The organism is Deinococcus sp., from assembly GCF_018260405.1.
GTDB lineage: Bacteria > Deinococcota > Deinococci > Deinococcales > Deinococcaceae > Deinococcus.
Genome location: NZ_JAGLBG010000060.1, coordinates 1 through 15748, shown reverse-complemented (window position 1 = coordinate 15748; position 15748 = coordinate 1). Strand labels below are relative to the sequence as shown.

Here is a 15748-nt window from a genome sequence, read left to right as displayed (position 1 = left end):
AAGAAGGGCTGCGCTTCGCTATCCGTGAAGGTGGCCGTACCGTCGGTGCAGGCGTCGTTTCCAAGGTTCTGGAGTAATAGCATGGTTGCCCCGAAGATTCGTATCAAATTGCGTGGTTTCGACCACAAGGCGCTGGACCAGTCCGCGAGCAAGATCGTGGACACCGTCCGGCGCACCGGGGCGGAAGTCAGCGGTCCTGTGCCGCTGCCTACCCGCATCCGCCGCTTCTGTGTTCTGCGCGGACCCTTTATCGACAAAGACAGCCGCGAGCACTTTGAAATCCGCACGCATAACCGCCTTGTGGATATCAGTAATCCCACCAAGAAGACTATCGACAGCCTGATGACCCTGGACCTGCCGACCGGTGTGGATATCGAGATCAAGACCGTGGGAGGCCGCGCATGAAGGGACTCCTCGGCACCAAGATCGGCATGACCCAAATCTGGAAGGGCGACCGCGCCGTTCCGGTGACGGTGGTGCTGGCTGGCCCCTGCCCCGTCGTGCAGCGCAAGACTGCGGCGAGCGACGGCTACGAGGCCGTGCAGATCGGTTACGCACCCAAGAGCGAAAAGCGCGTGAACAAGCCTGCTGCTGGTCACTTTAAAAAGGCTGGCGTGGCTCCTGTGCGTTTCCTGCGCGAGTTCCGTGACTTTAGCCCCGAGGGTGACACCGTGAATGTGGACATCTTCAGCGAAGGCGAGAAGATCGACGCGACGGGCACCAGCAAGGGAAAAGGCTTCCAGGGCGTTATGAAGCGCTGGAACTTTAAGGGTGGTCCTGCCAGCCACGGTGCGAAGAAGTGGCACCGTCGCCCCGGTTCGATTGGCCAGCGTAAGACCCCAGGCCGCGTTTACAAAGGCAAGCGCATGGCCGGACACATGGGCATGGACCGCATCACCGTGCAGAACCTCGAAGTCGTGGAAATTCGTGCTGGCGAGAACCTGATTCTTGTCAAGGGCGCGATTCCCGGCGCGAATGGTGGTCTCGTTGTGCTGCGCCAAGCTGCCAAGGCTGGGGCTGCCAAGGGAGGCAAGTAATGGCGCAGATTGACGTCATCGGCAAGAACGGAGGTCGCAAGATCGACGTGGAACTGCCGGAAGTAAGTAAGAGTGTGCTGCACGATGTGGTGACTTGGCAACTTGCCAGCCGCCGCCGTGGCACCGCCAGCACCAAAACCCGCGCCGAAGTAACCCGTACCGGCAAGAAAATGTTTGCCCAGAAGGGCACCGGTAACGCCCGTCACGGGGACCGCACGGTTCCCACGTTCGTAGGCGGCGGTGTGGCGTTCGGCCCCAAGCCGCGCAGCTATGGTTACACCCTGCCCAAGCAGGTGCGTCAGCTGGGTCTGGCAATGGCCCTAGCGGCCCGTTCGGACGAAGGTAAACTCTTTGCCGTCGACGGCTTTGATCTGGCCGATGCCAAGACCAAGAGCTTTGTCGCCTGGGCCAAGCAGCACGGTATGGACGGCAGCGAGAAAGTCCTGCTCGTGACCGATGATGAGAATGCCCGCCTCGCGGCCCGCAACATCACCTGGATCAGCGTGCTGCCCGTAGCTGGCGTGAACGTGTATGACATCTTGCGTCATGACCGCTTGCTGATCGACGCCGCAGCGCTGGAAATGGTCGACGAAGATGATCAGCACAATGGGGAGGCCAGCGCATGAGCCACTACGACATCATTCAGGCCCCCGTGTTCAGTGAAAAGGCTTTTGCTGGCATGGAAGGCGGCGCTTACACCTTCTGGGTTAGCCCCAAAGCCACCAAGACCGACATCAAGAGCGCTATTCAAAAGGCGTTCGACGTGAAAGTTGTGGGCGTCAGCACCATGAATGTGCCCGGCAAGCGCAAGCGCGTCGGCAAGTTCTTCGGTCATCGCAACGACCGCAAGAAGGCCATCGTGCGCCTCGCTGACGGTCAGAAGATCGAAACTCTGGAATCCATGATGGGCCAGGGTCAGGGCTAAGGAGAGGTTGAGACATGGCCGTTAAGAAATATCGTCCCTATACCCCGTCACGTCGTCAGATGACAACGGCGGATTTCAGCGGACTGACCAAGAAGCGCCCCGAGAAGTCGCTGACCGAAGCTAAGCCTAAAACTGGCGGACGCAACAACCGTGGCCGGATCACCAGCCGCTTCATCGGCGGCGGACATAAGCAGCTTTACCGCATCATTGACTTCAAGCGTCGTGATAAGAGCGGTGTCGTTGCTAAAGTGGCCGCAATCGAATACGATCCCAACCGCAGCGCCCGCATTGCCCTGCTGCACTACGCCGATGGCGAAAAGCGTTACATCATTGCTCCCGAAGGTCTGACCGTCGGCGCAACGGTAAATGCTGGCCCTGAAGCCGAGCCTAAGCTCGGTCACGCGCTGCCCCTGCGCTTTATTCCTGTCGGCGCCGTGGTGCACAGCGTCGAACTGATTCCTGGTAAGGGTGCACAGATGGCCCGCAGCGCCGGAGCCAGCGTCAGCGTGCAGGGTAAGGAAAGCGACTACGTGATCCTGCGACTGCCTAGTGGCGAACTGCGCCGCGTTCACAGCGAGTGCTACGCCACCATTGGGGTCGTCGGCAATGCCGAGCATAAGAACATCGTGTACGGCAAGGCCGGACGCAGCCGCTGGCTGGGCAAAAAGCCCCATCAGCGCGGTAGTTCCATGAACCCGGTGGATCACCCACACGGCGGTGGTGAAGGCCGCACCAGTGCTGGCCGCGTCCCCGTCAGCCCCTGGGGTCAGCCTTCGAAGGGTCTCAAGACCCGTAAAAAGCGCAAGATTTCCGACCGTTTCATCATCACCCGCCGCAAGTAAGGAGAGCTGATACATGCCTCGTAGCCTCAAAAAAGGGCCGTTCGTGGACGACCACCTCCTGAAAAAGGTGGACGTGCAGAACGAGACCAAGAACAAGAAAGTCATCAAGACCTGGAGCCGCCGCTCGACCATCGTGCCCGAAATGATCGGCCACACTATTGCTGTGCATAACGGCAAGCAGCACATTCCGGTGTTTGTGAATGAGCAGATGATCGGCCACAAACTCGGCGAATTCAGCCCCACCCGCAGCTACCGTGGCCACGGTTCCGAAAAGAGTGCCAAGGGGAGCAAGAAGAAATGACCGCTCCAGTCACCCACAACAAGAACGAAGGCTTCCGTAACAAGAAGCAGCGTAAGCAGGAAGTTAAGCTGCGTCGCCCCGGCTTCGCGGTGGCCAAGTACGTCCGTATGTCGCCCCGCAAGGTGCGGCTGGTCGTCGACGTGATTCGTGGCAAGAGTGTGCAGGACGCCGAAGACCTGCTGCGCTTTATTCCCAAAAGTGCCAGTGAACCCGTGGCCAAGGTGCTTAATAGTGCCAAAGCCAACGCGCTGCACAACGATGACATGCTCGAGGACCGCCTGTACATCAAGGAAGCCTACGTGGACGTTGGACCGACACTTAAGCGCCTGATCCCCCGCGCCCGTGGCAGTGCCAACATCCTGAAAAAGCGGACCAGCCACATCACCATCATCGTGGCCGAGAAGGGAGCCAAATAATGGGTAACAAGATCAACCCCAACGGGTTCCGTCTCGGTATCACGCGTGGCTGGAACAGCCGCTGGTACGCTGGCAAGAAACAGTACGCCGGGCTTCTCAAGGAAGATGAGAAGATCCGCAAACTGGTCGACAAGAAGCTGAGCGCCGCTGGTATTGCCCGCGTTGAAATCGAGCGTGCCGGTCAGCAGGTCAACGTAATTATCAGTGCCGCCAAGCCTGGTGTGGTGATCGGGAAGGGCGGTGAGAGCATCAAGGAACTGCGCGGCGATATCGAGAAACTGGTGTCGGCTGGCACGGTGGCCGTGAACGTCGCCGAAATCCCCAACCCCAACATCAGTGCGCCCCTGGTCGCTTTGCGTATCGCCGAGCAGATCGAACGCCGTTTCGCGTTCCGCCGCGCTATGAAGCAGGCGGCCCAGCGCGTGATGGAGTCGGGTGCCCGTGGCGTCAAGATCGTGCTGTCGGGTCGCCTCGGCGGCGCTGAACAGGCCCGCCGCGAAACCGTGCGTGAAGGCCGCGTGCCCCTGCACACCCTGCGTGCCGATATTGATTACGGCACCGCCCTGGCCCGCACCACCTACGGCATCTTGGGCATCAAGGTTCTGGTGTTCAACGGTGAAGTGATTGGCGGCAAGACTGAAACCTTTGCCCGCCCCCAGCGTAAGAGCAACGACGAGCGCCGCCCCGAAGGTGGCGACCGCCCCAACCGCCGCCGCCCCAGCGCCCGGCGCAAAACCGGAGGTGAATGATGCTTCTTCCGAAGCGCTCCAAATTCCGTAAGCAGCATCGTGGCCGGATGACCGGTGACGCCAAGGGCGGCGACTACGTGGCCTTCGGTGACTACGGTCTGATTGCCACCGAACCCGCCTGGATCAAGAGCAACCAGATCGAAGCGTGCCGTATCGTCATGAGCCGTCACTTTCGCCGTGGGGGCAAGATCTACATCCGTATCTTCCCCGACAAGCCCGTGACCAAGAAGCCCGCCGAAACCCGAATGGGTAAAGGTAAGGGTGCCGTGGAGTACTGGGTTAGCGTTGTGAAGCCGGGCCGCGTAATGTTCGAAGTGTCGGGCGTGACTGAAGAACAGGCCAAGGAAGCCTTCCGTCTGGCCGGTCACAAGTTGCCCATCCAGACCAAGATGGTCAAGCGCGAGGTCTACGATGAAGCCCAGTGATATGCGAGCCCTTAAGGCCGAAGATTTCGCCAAGGAAATCGAGAGCCGTAAGAAAGAATTGATGGAACTGCGTTTTCAGGCCGCGATGAGCACCCTCGCGCAGCCGCACCGCGTGACGCAGCTTCGCCGTGAAGTCGCTCAGCTCAATACCATTCAGACCGAGCTGAGTAAGAAGGGAGAGCAGGAATGAAGAAGACCTTTACGGGCGTCGTTGTGAGCGACAAGGCCGACAAGACGGTCAGCGTCAAGGTCGAGCGTAAGTTTGCTCACCCCCTGTACGGCAAGGTTGTGACCCGCAGCCACAAGTACGCGGCCCACGACGAGAACAACGAGTACAAGCTGGGTGACCGCGTCGAGATTATCAACGTGCGCCCTATCAGCAAGACCAAGACTTGGAAGGTTACTAAGCTGGTCGAGCGTCCCCGTGGCATCGAAACCACCGCCGTCGAAACTGAACTTGCCGGAGGCGAAGCATGATTCTTCCTCAGTCTCGTCTGGACGTTGCCGACAACAGCGGCGCACGTGAAATCATGTGTATCCGCGTACTCAACAGCGGTGTAGGCGGTAAAGGTCTGACCACCGGGGGCGGCGGTAACAAGCGCTACGCCCACGTCGGCGACATTATCGTCGCCAGCGTCAAGGACGCCGCCCCCCGTGGCGCGGTCAAGTCCGGCGACGTGGTCAAGGCTGTGGTTGTCCGCACCACGCACGCCATCAAGCGTGCTGACGGCAGCACCATCCGCTTCGACAAGAATGCCGCTGTCATCATCAACAATAACGGCGAACCCCGTGGTACCCGTGTGTTCGGGCCAGTGGCGCGCGAGCTGCGTGACCGCCGTTTCATGAAGATCGTTTCGCTTGCCCCGGAGGTGCTGTAATGCCCCGTCCTAGCGCCGGAAGCCACCATAACGACAAGCTGCATGTTAAGAAGGGCGACCAGGTCGTCGTTCTAAGCGGCAAGCACAAGGGCAAGACGGGTAAAATCCTGCTGGCCCTGCCCCGCGACCAGAAAGTCGTCGTGGAAGGCGTCAATATGGTGATCAAGAACGTTAAGCCCAGTGCCACCAACCCCACCGGTAGTCAGGAGCAGCGTGAGCTGGCCCTGCATGCCAGCAAGGTCGCACTGGTCGATCCTGAAACCGGGAAAGCCACCCGCATCCGCAAGACCATCGTGGACGGTAAGAAAGTTCGCGTTGCGGTTGCCAGCGGCAAAGTCATCGACTGAATTCATCCGGGTCGCCCCTCTGGTGCCGAGCATCCGGCGGGGCGACCTGAGTGGCGCTGGCTGAAAAACTGCCAGACCACTCGAAGGAACCCACCATGCAGCAGATCAAAGAAAAGTACAATGAGCAGGTACGCCCCGCGCTGATGCAGCAGTTTGGCTACTCGTCTGTGATGGCCGTGCCCCGCATCGAAAAGATCGTGATCAACGAGGGCCTGGGCAGCAGCAAGGAAGACAGCAAGGCCATCGACAAGGCCGCCAAGGAACTCTCCCTGATCGCTTTGCAAAAGCCCGTGATTACCAAGGCCAAGAAGAGCATCAGTAACTTCAAGCTCCGTCAGGGGATGCCCGTCGGTGTGAAGGTCACGCTGCGCGGTGAGCGCATGTACGTGTTCCTCGAAAAGCTGATCAACATCGGTCTGCCCCGTATCCGTGACTTCCGCGGAATCAACCCTAACGCTTTCGATGGCCGTGGGAACTACAACCTGGGTATCAAAGAGCAGTTGATCTTCCCCGAAATCACCTACGACATGGTCGACAAGACCCGTGGCATGGACATCACCATCGTTACGACGGCTAAGACCGACGAAGAAGCCCGTGCCCTGCTTCAGGCGCTCGGTATGCCTTTTCGCAAGGCTTAAAGGACTGAACTGAAATGGCTAATACCTCTAAAGTCGTGAAAGCTGCCCGTGGACACAAGTTCGCCGTGCAGAACTACAACCGTTGTGCCCGCTGTGGCCGCGCCCGTGGCTACTACCGTTTCTTCGGCATGTGCCGCATCTGCATTCGTGAGATGGCGCACAAGGGCGAATTGCCCGGCATGAAGAAAGCCAGCTGGTAATTCAGGACGCTGCAAGAAGGGCGAGGGGCCTGTCCCTAAGTCCAGAGTCAGCGAAAGCGTGGCTGTGATCGCCCCTCCGGAAACGGGGGGCTTTTTCTTTACTTTGTCGGCTTGGTCTGTTATAATTGTTAATTGCCGTGATCTCACGGTGCTTGCCGTACCCCCCGGATACGAACTGCTCGGTTGAACAGTCATCGTCCGGCGGAGGAGAAGACCCAACAGAAGAAGTGCCGCCGTAAGGTTGTTGGTGGCCCACGTTCCAAGGGGAGAACTGTGCCCGCCTGCCAGCTTGTCTGGGGACGGGCCACCTGCCGGGAATAAGCCTGCGTAAAAGCATGGAACTGTACCCGGATCAACACCAGCCGTGGAGGCTACATGTTGAGTGATCCCATCGCCGATATGCTCACGCGCATTCGCAACGCGACGCGCACCCACAAGGAGACCGTGGACATCCCGGCCTCCAAGTTCAAAGAGGAGCTGGCCAAGTTGCTGGTCAAGGAAGGCTACGTCGCTTCCGTTGAGCGCATCCGTCCTGAAGGTCAGAAATTCGATGTCCTGCACGTTACGCTGAAGTACGGCGAGAAGCGCGAACAGGTGATCAAGCACGTTGAGCGCGTCAGCCGTCCTGGACGCCGCTCGTACGTGAGCGCCGAGAACCTGCCCCGCGTTCAGCGTGGCCTGGGTGTCGCCGTCGTTTCCACCAGCAAGGGGCTGCTCGCCGACCGCGACGCCCGTAAGCAGGGTGTGGGCGGCGAAGTCATCTGCATTCTCTGGTAATACGGCTGCCCATCAGGGCCGAGCAGAGCGAGTAACCGCCAGGCGAGGGGCCGTCCCCGAGCCTTAGTCCATAGACCTGACCTCAGGCCCCGGCCCGACTTAAGGAATTCAAGGAGGACAGCACATGTCCCGAATTGGTAAACAGCCTATCGCCGTGCCCAGCGGCGTGACCGTGAACGCCGCCGACGGCGTATTCAAGGCCAAAGGCCCCAAAGGTGAACTGACCGTTCCCTACAACAGTGAACTCACCGTCAAGCAAGACGGCGACAACGTGATTGTCGAGCGTCCCAGCGAGGCCCAAAAGCACCGCGCCCTGCACGGCCTGACCCGTACCCTGGTTGCCAACGCGATTAAAGGCGTGTCAGAAGGCTACACCATCAATCTGGAATTGCGTGGTGTGGGTTTCCGCGCCAAGCTGGCCGGAAAAGCGCTGGAAATGACCATCGGTTATAGCCACCCCGTAGTGATCGATCCCCCGGCTGGTGTGAGCTTTACCGTGCCTGAACCCACCCGAATCGACGTGAGCGGCATTGATAAGCAGCTCGTCGGTCAGGTGGCTGCCAATGTCCGCAAGGTGCGTAAGCCCGATGCCTACCACGGCAAGGGTGTGCGTTTCCTCGGTGAACAGATTTCGCTCAAGGCCGGTAAGGCTGGTGCCACCGGCGGGAAAGGGAAGAAATAATGAGCGCCCAGACCACTATTCGCCGCAAACTCCGCGCCCGCCGCAAGGTTCGTATCGCTGCCGGAGAACGTCCCCGCCTGAGCGTTTACCGCTCCAGCAAGCATATTTATGCCCAGATCATCGACGACAGCAAGGGTGTGACCCTGGCCGCCGCGAGCAGCGCCGCCGTGAAGTCCGGTTCCAAGACCGATACCGCCGCCGCTGTGGGCAAGGCCCTGGCCGAAGCGGCCACAGCCAAAGGCGTCAAGCAGGTTGTTTTTGACCGTGGACAGTACCGTTACCACGGACGCGTGAAAGCGCTCGCAGACGCGGCGCGGGAGGCTGGCCTTGACTTTTAATCGTCGCAATGACCGCCATGCGGAGCGTGAAGTCAGCGAATTCGAAGAGAAGATGCTGTTCGTCAACCGCACCAGTAAGACCTACCAGGGCGGTCGCCGTTTCCGTTTTGCCGCGCTCGTGATCCTGGGTGACCGTAACGGTCGCGTGGGCATGGGTATCGGTAAGGCCAAAGAAGTGCCTGTAGCTATCGAAAAAGCCAAGAGCATCGCCCGCAAGAACATGATTATGGTTCCCGTGGAAAACGGCACCATTCCTCACGAGATTGTCGGCGAAAACAGCACCAGTCGTGTGCTGCTCAAGCCCGCAGGCCCCGGTACTGGCGTGATTGCCGGAACCGTGCCCCGCAGCATCGCCGAGCTGGCTGGCATCACCAACATGCTAAGCAAGGAGCTGGGCAGCCGCAACAAGGTCAACGTGGCCTACGCTGTGTTTGACGGGTTCAAGAACCTACGCACCGCCAAGCAGGTCCGTGCCCTGCGCGGCGACGTGGTGTCGGTCGCTGCTCCCCGCACCGAAGCGGCTCCCGTGACCACTGAACCTGAAGCTTCCGCTTCCGCTGTTGCGGTGAGCAGCGAAGAGAGCGCCGGAGGTACGCAATGAAAATTACCCTCAAGCGCAGTGTCATCGGTCGCCCTGGATATCAGGTCAAGACCGTACAGGCGCTGGGCCTTAAGAAGATCGGGGAAACCCGTGAAGTTAGCGACAGCCCCGCCGTTCGCGGCATGGTCAAGACGGTCCAGCACCTGCTGGAGGTGCAAGAATGAAGCTGCACGAACTGCAACCAAGCACTGGTAGCCGCAAGAACCGCAAGCGTGTCGGTCGTGGCCCTGGCGGCACCGACAAGACTGCCGGACGCGGCCACAAGGGCCAGAAAGCCCGCAGCGGCGCTGGCAAGGGGGCCTACTTTGAAGGTGGCCGTAGCCGCCTGATCGCCCGCCTGCCCAAGCGCGGTTTCAACAATGTGGGGATCACCTTTGAAATCGTCAAGCTCTCGCAGCTAAACGACATCGAAGCTGGAACGGTCAACCGTGATGTACTGGAGGTTCTGGGTCTGGTGCGCCGCCGTAACCGTCCCGTGAAGCTGCTGGCCGGTGGTGAAATCACCCGCGCCGTGACCGTTCACGTCGACGCTGCGAGCGCCGCAGCCATCAAGGCTATCGAAGCCGCTGGTGGACAGGTTATCCTGTCCGCTGCAACCAACACTGAAGACGCGCAGAAGGCGGAATAATGCTCCGCGCCTTCCGCGACGCTTTCCGGATTCCGGATCTTCAGCGGAAGATTGTCTTCACCCTGTTGCTGCTTGCCATTTACCGCCTGGGGAATGCGATTCCTACCCCAGGCGTCAACAGCGCCGCCCTGAGTAACGCCAACTCGGGCGGCCTGCTTGGTTTAATCAGCATGATCTCGGGCGGCAATCTTTCGCAGTTCTCGATTTTCGCGCTCGGCGTCTTGCCCTATATCACGGCCAGCATTGTTATTCAGCTGCTGACCACCACCATTCCGGCGCTCGAAAAGCTCTCGAAAGAGGGCGAGGAAGGGCGCAAGAAAATCGGTCAGTATACCCGCCTGGCCGCCGTGGGACTGGGGACATTGCAGGCGACCTTCTTTTCGCTGTATATCGTCAATGCCAACAATCACCAGTTCGTGGCGGTCGGCTGGGATCCGGGTCTTTTTACCATCATCGTGATGGTGCTGACTCAGGTCGCCGGGATCGCCTTCGCTATGTGGATCGGTGAGCGGATTACTGAAGTCGGCATTGGCAACGGCATCTCGCTGATTATTACGGCGGGGATCATTGCCCGCTACCCGGTCGAGTTCAAGAGCACCGCCGATCTGGTGCGGGCTTCACCGGATGACAACTGGGTGCTGCGCCTGCTGGCGTTTGCTGTGTCGATCCTGATTACCATCGTAGGTATCGTGTACGTGTACCAGGCCGAGCGGCGCGTGCCCGTGACCTACGCCCGTGCGCGTGGGGGTAACGCTGGTCAGGCCCGCGCCGCTGGGCAGGCCACCTGGCTACCGATCAAGGTCAACCAGGCGGGTGTGATTCCGGTCATCTTTGCGAGCGCCGCGCTGATGATCCCCAACCTGATAGCCGGGGCTACGGCGAAATCGGCTCCTCAGATTGAAAGCTGGATTCAGACCAATCTGGTGTTCGGGCGTCCGATGTACCTGCTGCTCGAATCGCTGCTGATTTTTGGGTTCACGTACCTGTACAACAGCGTACAGTTCGACCCCAAGCGTATTTCCGAGCAGCTGCGTGAAGCGGGCGGCTTTGTTCCAGGCGTGCGTCCGGGGCAGCCTACCGCCGACTTTCTGGGCAGCATCAGCAGCCGCCTGAGCCTCTGGGGAGCGCTGTTCCTGGTTGTGCTGACCATTTTGCCGCAACTGGTGCAAGGAGCGACGCGTATCACGACCTTTCAGCTTTCCGGAACGGGTCTGCTGATTATCGTGGGCGTGGCCCTCGAAACCCTCAAGCAGCTCGAAGCCCAGCTAACTGTGCGCCGCTACGACGGCTTTATCAGTAAGGGCCGCATCCGTGGCCGCCTGAACAACTGATGGCCTGAGTAATTTTATCAGCCGTCCTCATATGGGGGCGGTTTTTTTTGCAGCCTTCACGCCGCCGTGAAGGTCACGCGGCTGAGCAAGTGGGCCATATGACCGCCCGTAACCCTTATTCTGGAAGGACAACGGAGGACAACGTGACTGGACACAAGAACAAAGTGGTGATTTTTCTCGGGCCTCCCGGTGCAGGCAAAGGCACCCAGGCCAAGCGGCTGGCCGCCGAGCAGAATCTTTTGAAAATCAGCACCGGCGACATTCTGCGTGACCATGTGGCGCGGGGCACCGAACTGGGCCGTCAGGTCAAGCCGATTCTCGATGAGGGCAAACTGGTGCCCGACGCCATCCTGATCGCCCTGATTCGTGACCGGCTGGCGAGCATGGACGCGGTGCGCGTGATTTTCGACGGGTTCCCGCGTACCCTGCCCCAGGCTGAGGCGCTCGACGTGCTTCTTGAAGAACTGGGCGCCCCCGCCAACGCCGTGCCGCTGCTCGAAGTGCCCGATCAGGTGCTGGTCGACCGCATCGTCGAGCGGGGCAAGCAGGCGGCGGCCCGTGGCGAGGCGGTGCGCAGCGACGACACCGAGGAAACCGCCCGCAAGCGTCAGCGGGTCTACCACGAACAGACCCAGCCCCTGATCGACTACTACGCGGCGCGGGGGCACCTGTACCGCGTGGACGGTGTGGGCACGCCCGACGAGGTATACGCACGCATTCTGGCGGGCATGAGATAAAGTCCGTTCTGGTTCAGAGATTCCCCCGGCGTTGTGGTCGGGGGTTTTCTGGTTTCTGGGAGGGTTGTCGGGGAATCCTACATGGGTTACTATTACGCCATAAGCGTAATTCACCCTAAAGGATAATCCTATGACTCTGACTCCCGAAACTATTCTGGCCCTTGCGCCCGACAGTGGTAGCGCCGCCAACGGCAAGAAACTGGCGACGCCTGCCCGGTGGCCCGCGCTACACACCGCGCCGGGACTGCTGTGGGGCGAGGCGCAGGGCAGTGGCAAGAACCCTTACCTGGTGGGCGTTGACCTGAACGGCTATGTCAGCAAATGCAGTTGCCCCAGCCGAAAATTTCCCTGCAAGCACGCGCTGGCGCTGATGCTGCTGTATGCCGCCGATGCGGGCCGTTTCAGCGAGCAGGCCGCGCCCGAAAGTCTGGGCAAGTGGCTAGAGGGCCGCACACAACGTACCGAACGCAGCGAGCAGGCCGGGGAGACGCCCCGCAAAGAAGCCGACCCCGCGCAGCACGCCAAAAGCTGGGCCAAGCGTGAAAAGAAGATGTCAGACGGGCTGGCGGCGCTGGAACTGTGGCTCTCAGATTTGGTGCGTGAGGGCCTTCTGGCAGCCCGCGAACGCAGTTACGGCGAGTGGGACGGTCAAGCCGCCCGCATGATAGACGCTCAGCTTCCCGGTGTGGCCCGGCTGGCGCGTCAGATTCCAGGGCTGCTGCACGGGGAAAGCGGCGAAGGGTTAACGGCTCATCTAGGCCGCCTGTACCTGCTGACCCAGGGGTGGCACCACCGAGGGGGCCTGAGCAGCGGCGAACGCGCCGACCTGCTGACCACGCTGGGCCTGCCGCTAGACAAATCAGCCCTGACCCGTAGCGACACCGACAGCTGGCTGTGCGTGGGCATCGTCACCGAGGAGGAAGGCCACTTGACCGTGCGCCGCACGTGGCTGCTCGGTGATACGGGAGAGGTGGCCCTACTGCTGGACTTTTCACCCAAGAATATGGGGCTGGGCGCAGGTTTTTTTCCACTGCAACGGCTGAGCGGTGCATTAGGTTACGCGCCCTCGGCCTTTCCTCAGCGGGCGGTGCTGGAAGGCGCACTGGACAGCGGCACTGGCACCTTACCCGTCCGCCATGCCTTGCCGCTGGCTGACCTGCCCGCGCACTGGGCCAGAGCCAACGCGCAAAATCCGTGGTTGGAGCGCGTGGGCGTATTACTCGGCCCCGTTTACTTTGCTGAGGGGCAGGCTTGCGACTACGCGGGGCAGGCCGCGCCGCTGCATTCTGCAGCTGACCTCTGGCACCTGACCGCGCAGGCGAACACTGAACCCGCTTACGCTTTTGGTGAGTGGGACGGAGAAACCTTTTTGCCGCTCACCGTGAACCCCGAACATGAGGCCCCCCGATGACGCTAAAAGACCTGGCCGCCACTGCCCTGCGTGGCACTGCCCGCGCCGAACTGCCCAAGCCTGATTCAAGCCCGCTGGGTAAGGCGCTGGCCCGGGTGCAGGAAGGCACCCCCGAACAGCTTTTGCTGGCCCGCGTGGCGCTGGCTGGACTGCACGCCCGCGCTGGCAAGGCGCTGGATACCGCCCAGACGTCCCCGCCGACCGCACTGCCGCCCGCCACAAACCCGCTGCCTGTGCGAATGCGGCCCCTTTTCGTCGCGCTGTTACAAAGCCCCGCCGCACTGATGACCCTGGGCAGCGTAAAGGAGCAGGGCTGGACGCTGAGCGCCGCGCAAGTGCTTAACCTGAAGGAGTTTATTCGACCCGAACTCTGGCCCCTGCTGGACGAACGCGGCAAGGCTATTTTGGACGCGCACCCGCTGCACGAAGCCTGGGAAAAAGCCGAAGCGCAGGCACAGTGGGAAGCCCGCCTGGAGGCCCTGTGGGAAACGCGGGCCGCAGATGCTGACGCGGGCGCGGCGCAAACGCTGGAACTCTGGCAGGAAAGCAGCGTGGAGAAACGACGTGACCTCCTTGCTGTGATAGAACGGCAGCTTTTACCCGCTGACCTGCCGCTGCTCAAGCACGCCGAAAAAGACCGCAGCGGTGAGATTGCGCGGCGGGTGCGTGAGTTGCAGGGGCACTTGCCAGGGCCTTTGCAAGATGAGTTGCTGGCGCTGCTGCCACAAGCGGTGGTGAAAAAGGGCGACCAACTGAAGTTCAAGCCCTTTGAATTGCCTGAAGCGTTGGGTACTGCCAAAGTGGGTGTTTACGACGATTCCGACCTTCACCGCTTGCTGGGCGCGTTGCCGTTTTCGCTGCTGCTGAAGGTACTGGACGTACGCGGCGAGCAACTGTTGCAGGCCGCCGAGAAAAAACACTGGCAACTGGGTCGCCAACTCAAGGTGCAACGTGACCGCGAACGGCCTGAGCGTGAGGCAAAAGCGTCGCCCGTACTAACTGCAAAGGATGCGGCGCAGTGGTTCCAGTCCATTCAGCAAAAGGGCCAGCACGAGCAGGTGACTTTTGACCTGCTCGCTCAGTCTCTTGACCCCGCCGCCGAAATTGCCGCGCCTGAGCCGTTACCGTTTGTGCTGCCGCCCGCGCCGACCATGCCCAAAGAGAGGCGCTTGCAGTGGGAAGAAAACATACAAACCCAGCACGCCCAGCGCCAAGCCGAAGCCGAGGCCGCGTGGCGTTCGCTAACCGACATTTTACAGCTGCGGCGTGAGTGGGCGGCAGGGTTGGAGGCAGAGAAATGACTCCAGACCTCGCTGCCGCTGCAAAACGCCGACAAGATTGCCGCGTCCGTTCGCCCTCACATCGTCTCGCAACTGGAGGAAAAACCCCATGACCAAGCCCACTCCCAAAAAGACCGCCACCAAAGCCACTACCACCGACAACCCCACCACGCCTGAAGTCCTGCGCCAGCACGCCGAGCAGCAATTCGCGCACGAACTCGCCGCGCTTGCTGAGGCCGATGCGTTCCCCCGCCCGCCCAAATGGAACCTCTCGCCCCGCGCCGTGCTGACCTACCTGCTGGGCGGCGCGGCAGGCGACACCGAAATTACCCCCAAATATGTGGGCGAACGCCGCTTAATGGAAGTGGCGGTAGCGACGCTGGCGACTGACCGCGCCCTGCTGCTGCTCGGCGTGCCGGGAACGGCCAAAAGCTGGGTGAGCGAACACCTCGCCGCCGCCATTTCGGGTGACAGTACGCTGCTGGTACAAGGCACAGCAGGCACCGACGAAAACGCGATTCGCTACGGCTGGAACTACGCGAGGTTGCTGGCCGAAGGCCCCAGCGAAGCCGCGCTGGTAGAAAGCCCGGTGCTGCACGCCATGCGACAGGGCAAAATCGCCCGTCTGGAAGAACTGACCCGCGTGCAAAGTGACGTGCAAGACACGCTGATTACCATTCTGTCCGAAAAGACTCTGCCCGTACCGGAGCTGAATACCGAGGTGCAGGCGGTGCGCGGCTTTAACCTGATTGCCACCGCCAACAACCGCGACAGGGGCGTCAATGACCTGTCGAGCGCCCTCAAGCGCCGCTTTAATACAGTAATTTTGCCCGTACCCGACAGCCTAGAGGACGAACTGAGCATCGTCACCCGCCGCGTGGAAAGCCTGGGCCGCAGCCTAGGCCTGCCCACTGAATTAATTGGTACAGCGCCGCCCGCCCTAGAGGAACTGCGCCGCGTGGTCACGGTGTTCCGCGAGCTGCGTGCAGGCGTGACCGAGGACGGCAAAACCAAGCTCAAAACCCCCAGCGGCAGCCTGAGCGTCGCTGAGGCGATTAGCGTCACAGTCAACGGCCTGACCCTTGCCGCGCACTTTGGAGACGGCGTACTGAGCGCCCGTGATGTGGCCGCCAGCCTGGTCGGTGCGGTGATCAAAGACCCTGTGCAAGACCAGCAGGTATGGAATGAGTATCTGGAAACGGCGC

At 60.9% G+C, this 15748-nt stretch carries 27 protein-coding genes; all 27 read left to right on the top strand.

The window, feature by feature from the left end:
• Positions 1 to 77: hypothetical protein (locus tag QZ269_RS08750; protein WP_291426331.1), on the top strand; the 77-nt coding region annotated here is incomplete at its 5' end.
• A gap of 4 nt (positions 78 to 81) precedes the next feature.
• Complete coding sequence (rpsJ, locus tag QZ269_RS08745; protein ID WP_291426328.1) at positions 82 to 405, top strand: 30S ribosomal protein S10; 324 nt, start codon at positions 82 to 84, stop codon at positions 403 to 405.
• A complete protein-coding gene (rplC, locus tag QZ269_RS08740) occupies positions 402 to 1037 on the top strand; it encodes a 50S ribosomal protein L3 (protein WP_291426327.1) in 636 nt (211 codons plus the stop codon). The genes rpsJ and rplC overlap by 4 nt, the downstream gene beginning before the upstream one ends.
• Positions 1037 to 1663 (top strand): 50S ribosomal protein L4, encoded by a 627-nt coding sequence (gene rplD / locus QZ269_RS08735; RefSeq protein ID WP_291426326.1) that lies wholly within the window; start codon positions 1037 to 1039, stop codon positions 1661 to 1663. The genes rplC and rplD overlap by 1 nt, the downstream gene beginning before the upstream one ends.
• Entirely contained in the window at positions 1660 to 1962 is a 303-nt protein-coding gene (locus QZ269_RS08730; protein ID WP_291426325.1) for a 50S ribosomal protein L23, read from the top strand. Before rplD ends, QZ269_RS08730 begins: the two co-directional genes overlap by 4 nt.
• 14 nt (positions 1963 to 1976) lie before the next feature.
• Entirely contained in the window at positions 1977 to 2804 is an 828-nt protein-coding gene (gene rplB, locus QZ269_RS08725; RefSeq protein ID WP_291426324.1) for a 50S ribosomal protein L2, read from the top strand.
• Positions 2805 to 2817: 13 nt separating this feature from the next.
• Entirely contained in the window at positions 2818 to 3105 is a 288-nt protein-coding gene (rpsS, locus tag QZ269_RS08720; RefSeq protein ID WP_291426323.1) for a 30S ribosomal protein S19, read from the top strand.
• Positions 3102 to 3521: a 50S ribosomal protein L22 gene (gene rplV, locus QZ269_RS08715; RefSeq protein ID WP_291426322.1), complete on the top strand. Its 420-nt coding sequence runs from the start codon at positions 3102 to 3104 to the stop codon at positions 3519 to 3521. Before rpsS ends, rplV begins: the two co-directional genes overlap by 4 nt.
• Positions 3521 to 4270 carry a 30S ribosomal protein S3 gene (gene rpsC, locus QZ269_RS08710; protein WP_291426321.1) on the top strand — a complete coding sequence of 250 codons (750 nt, stop codon included), beginning with the start codon at positions 3521 to 3523 and terminating at the stop codon, positions 4268 to 4270. Before rplV ends, rpsC begins: the two co-directional genes overlap by 1 nt.
• Positions 4270 to 4695: a 50S ribosomal protein L16 gene (gene rplP / locus QZ269_RS08705; RefSeq protein ID WP_291426330.1), complete on the top strand. Its 426-nt coding sequence runs from the start codon at positions 4270 to 4272 to the stop codon at positions 4693 to 4695. The genes rpsC and rplP overlap by 1 nt, the downstream gene beginning before the upstream one ends.
• The gene (gene rpmC / locus QZ269_RS08700; protein WP_291426320.1) at positions 4682 to 4885 is read left to right on the top strand and encodes a 50S ribosomal protein L29; all 204 of its coding nucleotides are present in this window, start codon (positions 4682 to 4684) and stop codon (positions 4883 to 4885) included. Before rplP ends, rpmC begins: the two co-directional genes overlap by 14 nt.
• Positions 4882 to 5172, top strand: coding sequence for a 30S ribosomal protein S17 (rpsQ, locus tag QZ269_RS08695; RefSeq protein ID WP_291426319.1), 291 nt, complete (start codon positions 4882 to 4884; stop codon positions 5170 to 5172). The genes rpmC and rpsQ overlap by 4 nt, the downstream gene beginning before the upstream one ends.
• The gene (rplN, locus tag QZ269_RS08690; RefSeq protein ID WP_291426318.1) at positions 5169 to 5573 is read left to right on the top strand and encodes a 50S ribosomal protein L14; all 405 of its coding nucleotides are present in this window, start codon (positions 5169 to 5171) and stop codon (positions 5571 to 5573) included. Before rpsQ ends, rplN begins: the two co-directional genes overlap by 4 nt.
• Positions 5574 to 5611: 38 nt before the next feature.
• Positions 5612 to 5920, top strand: a complete 309-nt coding sequence (rplX, locus tag QZ269_RS08685; RefSeq protein ID WP_291426329.1) for a 50S ribosomal protein L24 — start codon at positions 5612 to 5614, stop codon at positions 5918 to 5920.
• A 95-nt stretch (positions 5921 to 6015) separates the two neighbouring features.
• Positions 6016 to 6558 (top strand): 50S ribosomal protein L5, encoded by a 543-nt coding sequence (rplE, locus tag QZ269_RS08680; protein WP_291426317.1) that lies wholly within the window; start codon positions 6016 to 6018, stop codon positions 6556 to 6558.
• Positions 6559 to 6572: 14 nt separating this feature from the next.
• Positions 6573 to 6758, top strand: coding sequence for a type Z 30S ribosomal protein S14 (locus QZ269_RS08675; RefSeq protein WP_291426316.1), 186 nt, complete (start codon positions 6573 to 6575; stop codon positions 6756 to 6758).
• Positions 6759 to 7133: 375 nt separating this feature from the next.
• Positions 7134 to 7535, top strand: coding sequence for a 30S ribosomal protein S8 (gene rpsH / locus QZ269_RS08670; RefSeq protein ID WP_291426315.1), 402 nt, complete (start codon positions 7134 to 7136; stop codon positions 7533 to 7535).
• A 124-nt stretch (positions 7536 to 7659) separates the two neighbouring features.
• Positions 7660 to 8217: a 50S ribosomal protein L6 gene (rplF, locus tag QZ269_RS08665; RefSeq protein ID WP_291426314.1), complete on the top strand. Its 558-nt coding sequence runs from the start codon at positions 7660 to 7662 to the stop codon at positions 8215 to 8217.
• Entirely contained in the window at positions 8217 to 8555 is a 339-nt protein-coding gene (gene rplR / locus QZ269_RS08660; RefSeq protein ID WP_291426313.1) for a 50S ribosomal protein L18, read from the top strand. Before rplF ends, rplR begins: the two co-directional genes overlap by 1 nt.
• On the top strand, positions 8545 to 9156 hold the full coding sequence (gene rpsE, locus QZ269_RS08655; RefSeq protein ID WP_291426312.1) for a 30S ribosomal protein S5: 612 nt from the start codon (positions 8545 to 8547) through the stop codon (positions 9154 to 9156). Before rplR ends, rpsE begins: the two co-directional genes overlap by 11 nt.
• Positions 9153 to 9320 (top strand): 50S ribosomal protein L30, encoded by a 168-nt coding sequence (rpmD, locus tag QZ269_RS08650; RefSeq protein ID WP_291426311.1) that lies wholly within the window; start codon positions 9153 to 9155, stop codon positions 9318 to 9320. The genes rpsE and rpmD overlap by 4 nt, the downstream gene beginning before the upstream one ends.
• On the top strand, positions 9317 to 9784 hold the full coding sequence (gene rplO / locus QZ269_RS08645) for a 50S ribosomal protein L15 (protein ID WP_291426310.1): 468 nt from the start codon (positions 9317 to 9319) through the stop codon (positions 9782 to 9784). The genes rpmD and rplO overlap by 4 nt, the downstream gene beginning before the upstream one ends.
• Positions 9784 to 11115, top strand: coding sequence for a preprotein translocase subunit SecY (gene secY / locus QZ269_RS08640; RefSeq protein WP_291426309.1), 1332 nt, complete (start codon positions 9784 to 9786; stop codon positions 11113 to 11115). Before rplO ends, secY begins: the two co-directional genes overlap by 1 nt.
• 143 nt (positions 11116 to 11258) lie before the next feature.
• Positions 11259 to 11852 (top strand): adenylate kinase, encoded by a 594-nt coding sequence (locus tag QZ269_RS08635; protein WP_291426308.1) that lies wholly within the window; start codon positions 11259 to 11261, stop codon positions 11850 to 11852.
• Positions 11853 to 11982: 130 nt separating this feature from the next.
• A complete protein-coding gene (locus tag QZ269_RS08630; RefSeq protein WP_291426307.1) occupies positions 11983 to 13263 on the top strand; it encodes an SWIM zinc finger family protein in 1281 nt (426 codons plus the stop codon).
• Positions 13260 to 14564, top strand: coding sequence for a DUF5691 domain-containing protein (locus QZ269_RS08625; RefSeq protein WP_291426306.1), 1305 nt, complete (start codon positions 13260 to 13262; stop codon positions 14562 to 14564). The genes QZ269_RS08630 and QZ269_RS08625 overlap by 4 nt, the downstream gene beginning before the upstream one ends.
• Before the next feature lie 88 nt (positions 14565 to 14652).
• Positions 14653 to 15748 (top strand): AAA family ATPase (locus QZ269_RS08620; RefSeq protein ID WP_291426305.1); only part of this gene is annotated, 1096 nt, incomplete at its 3' end.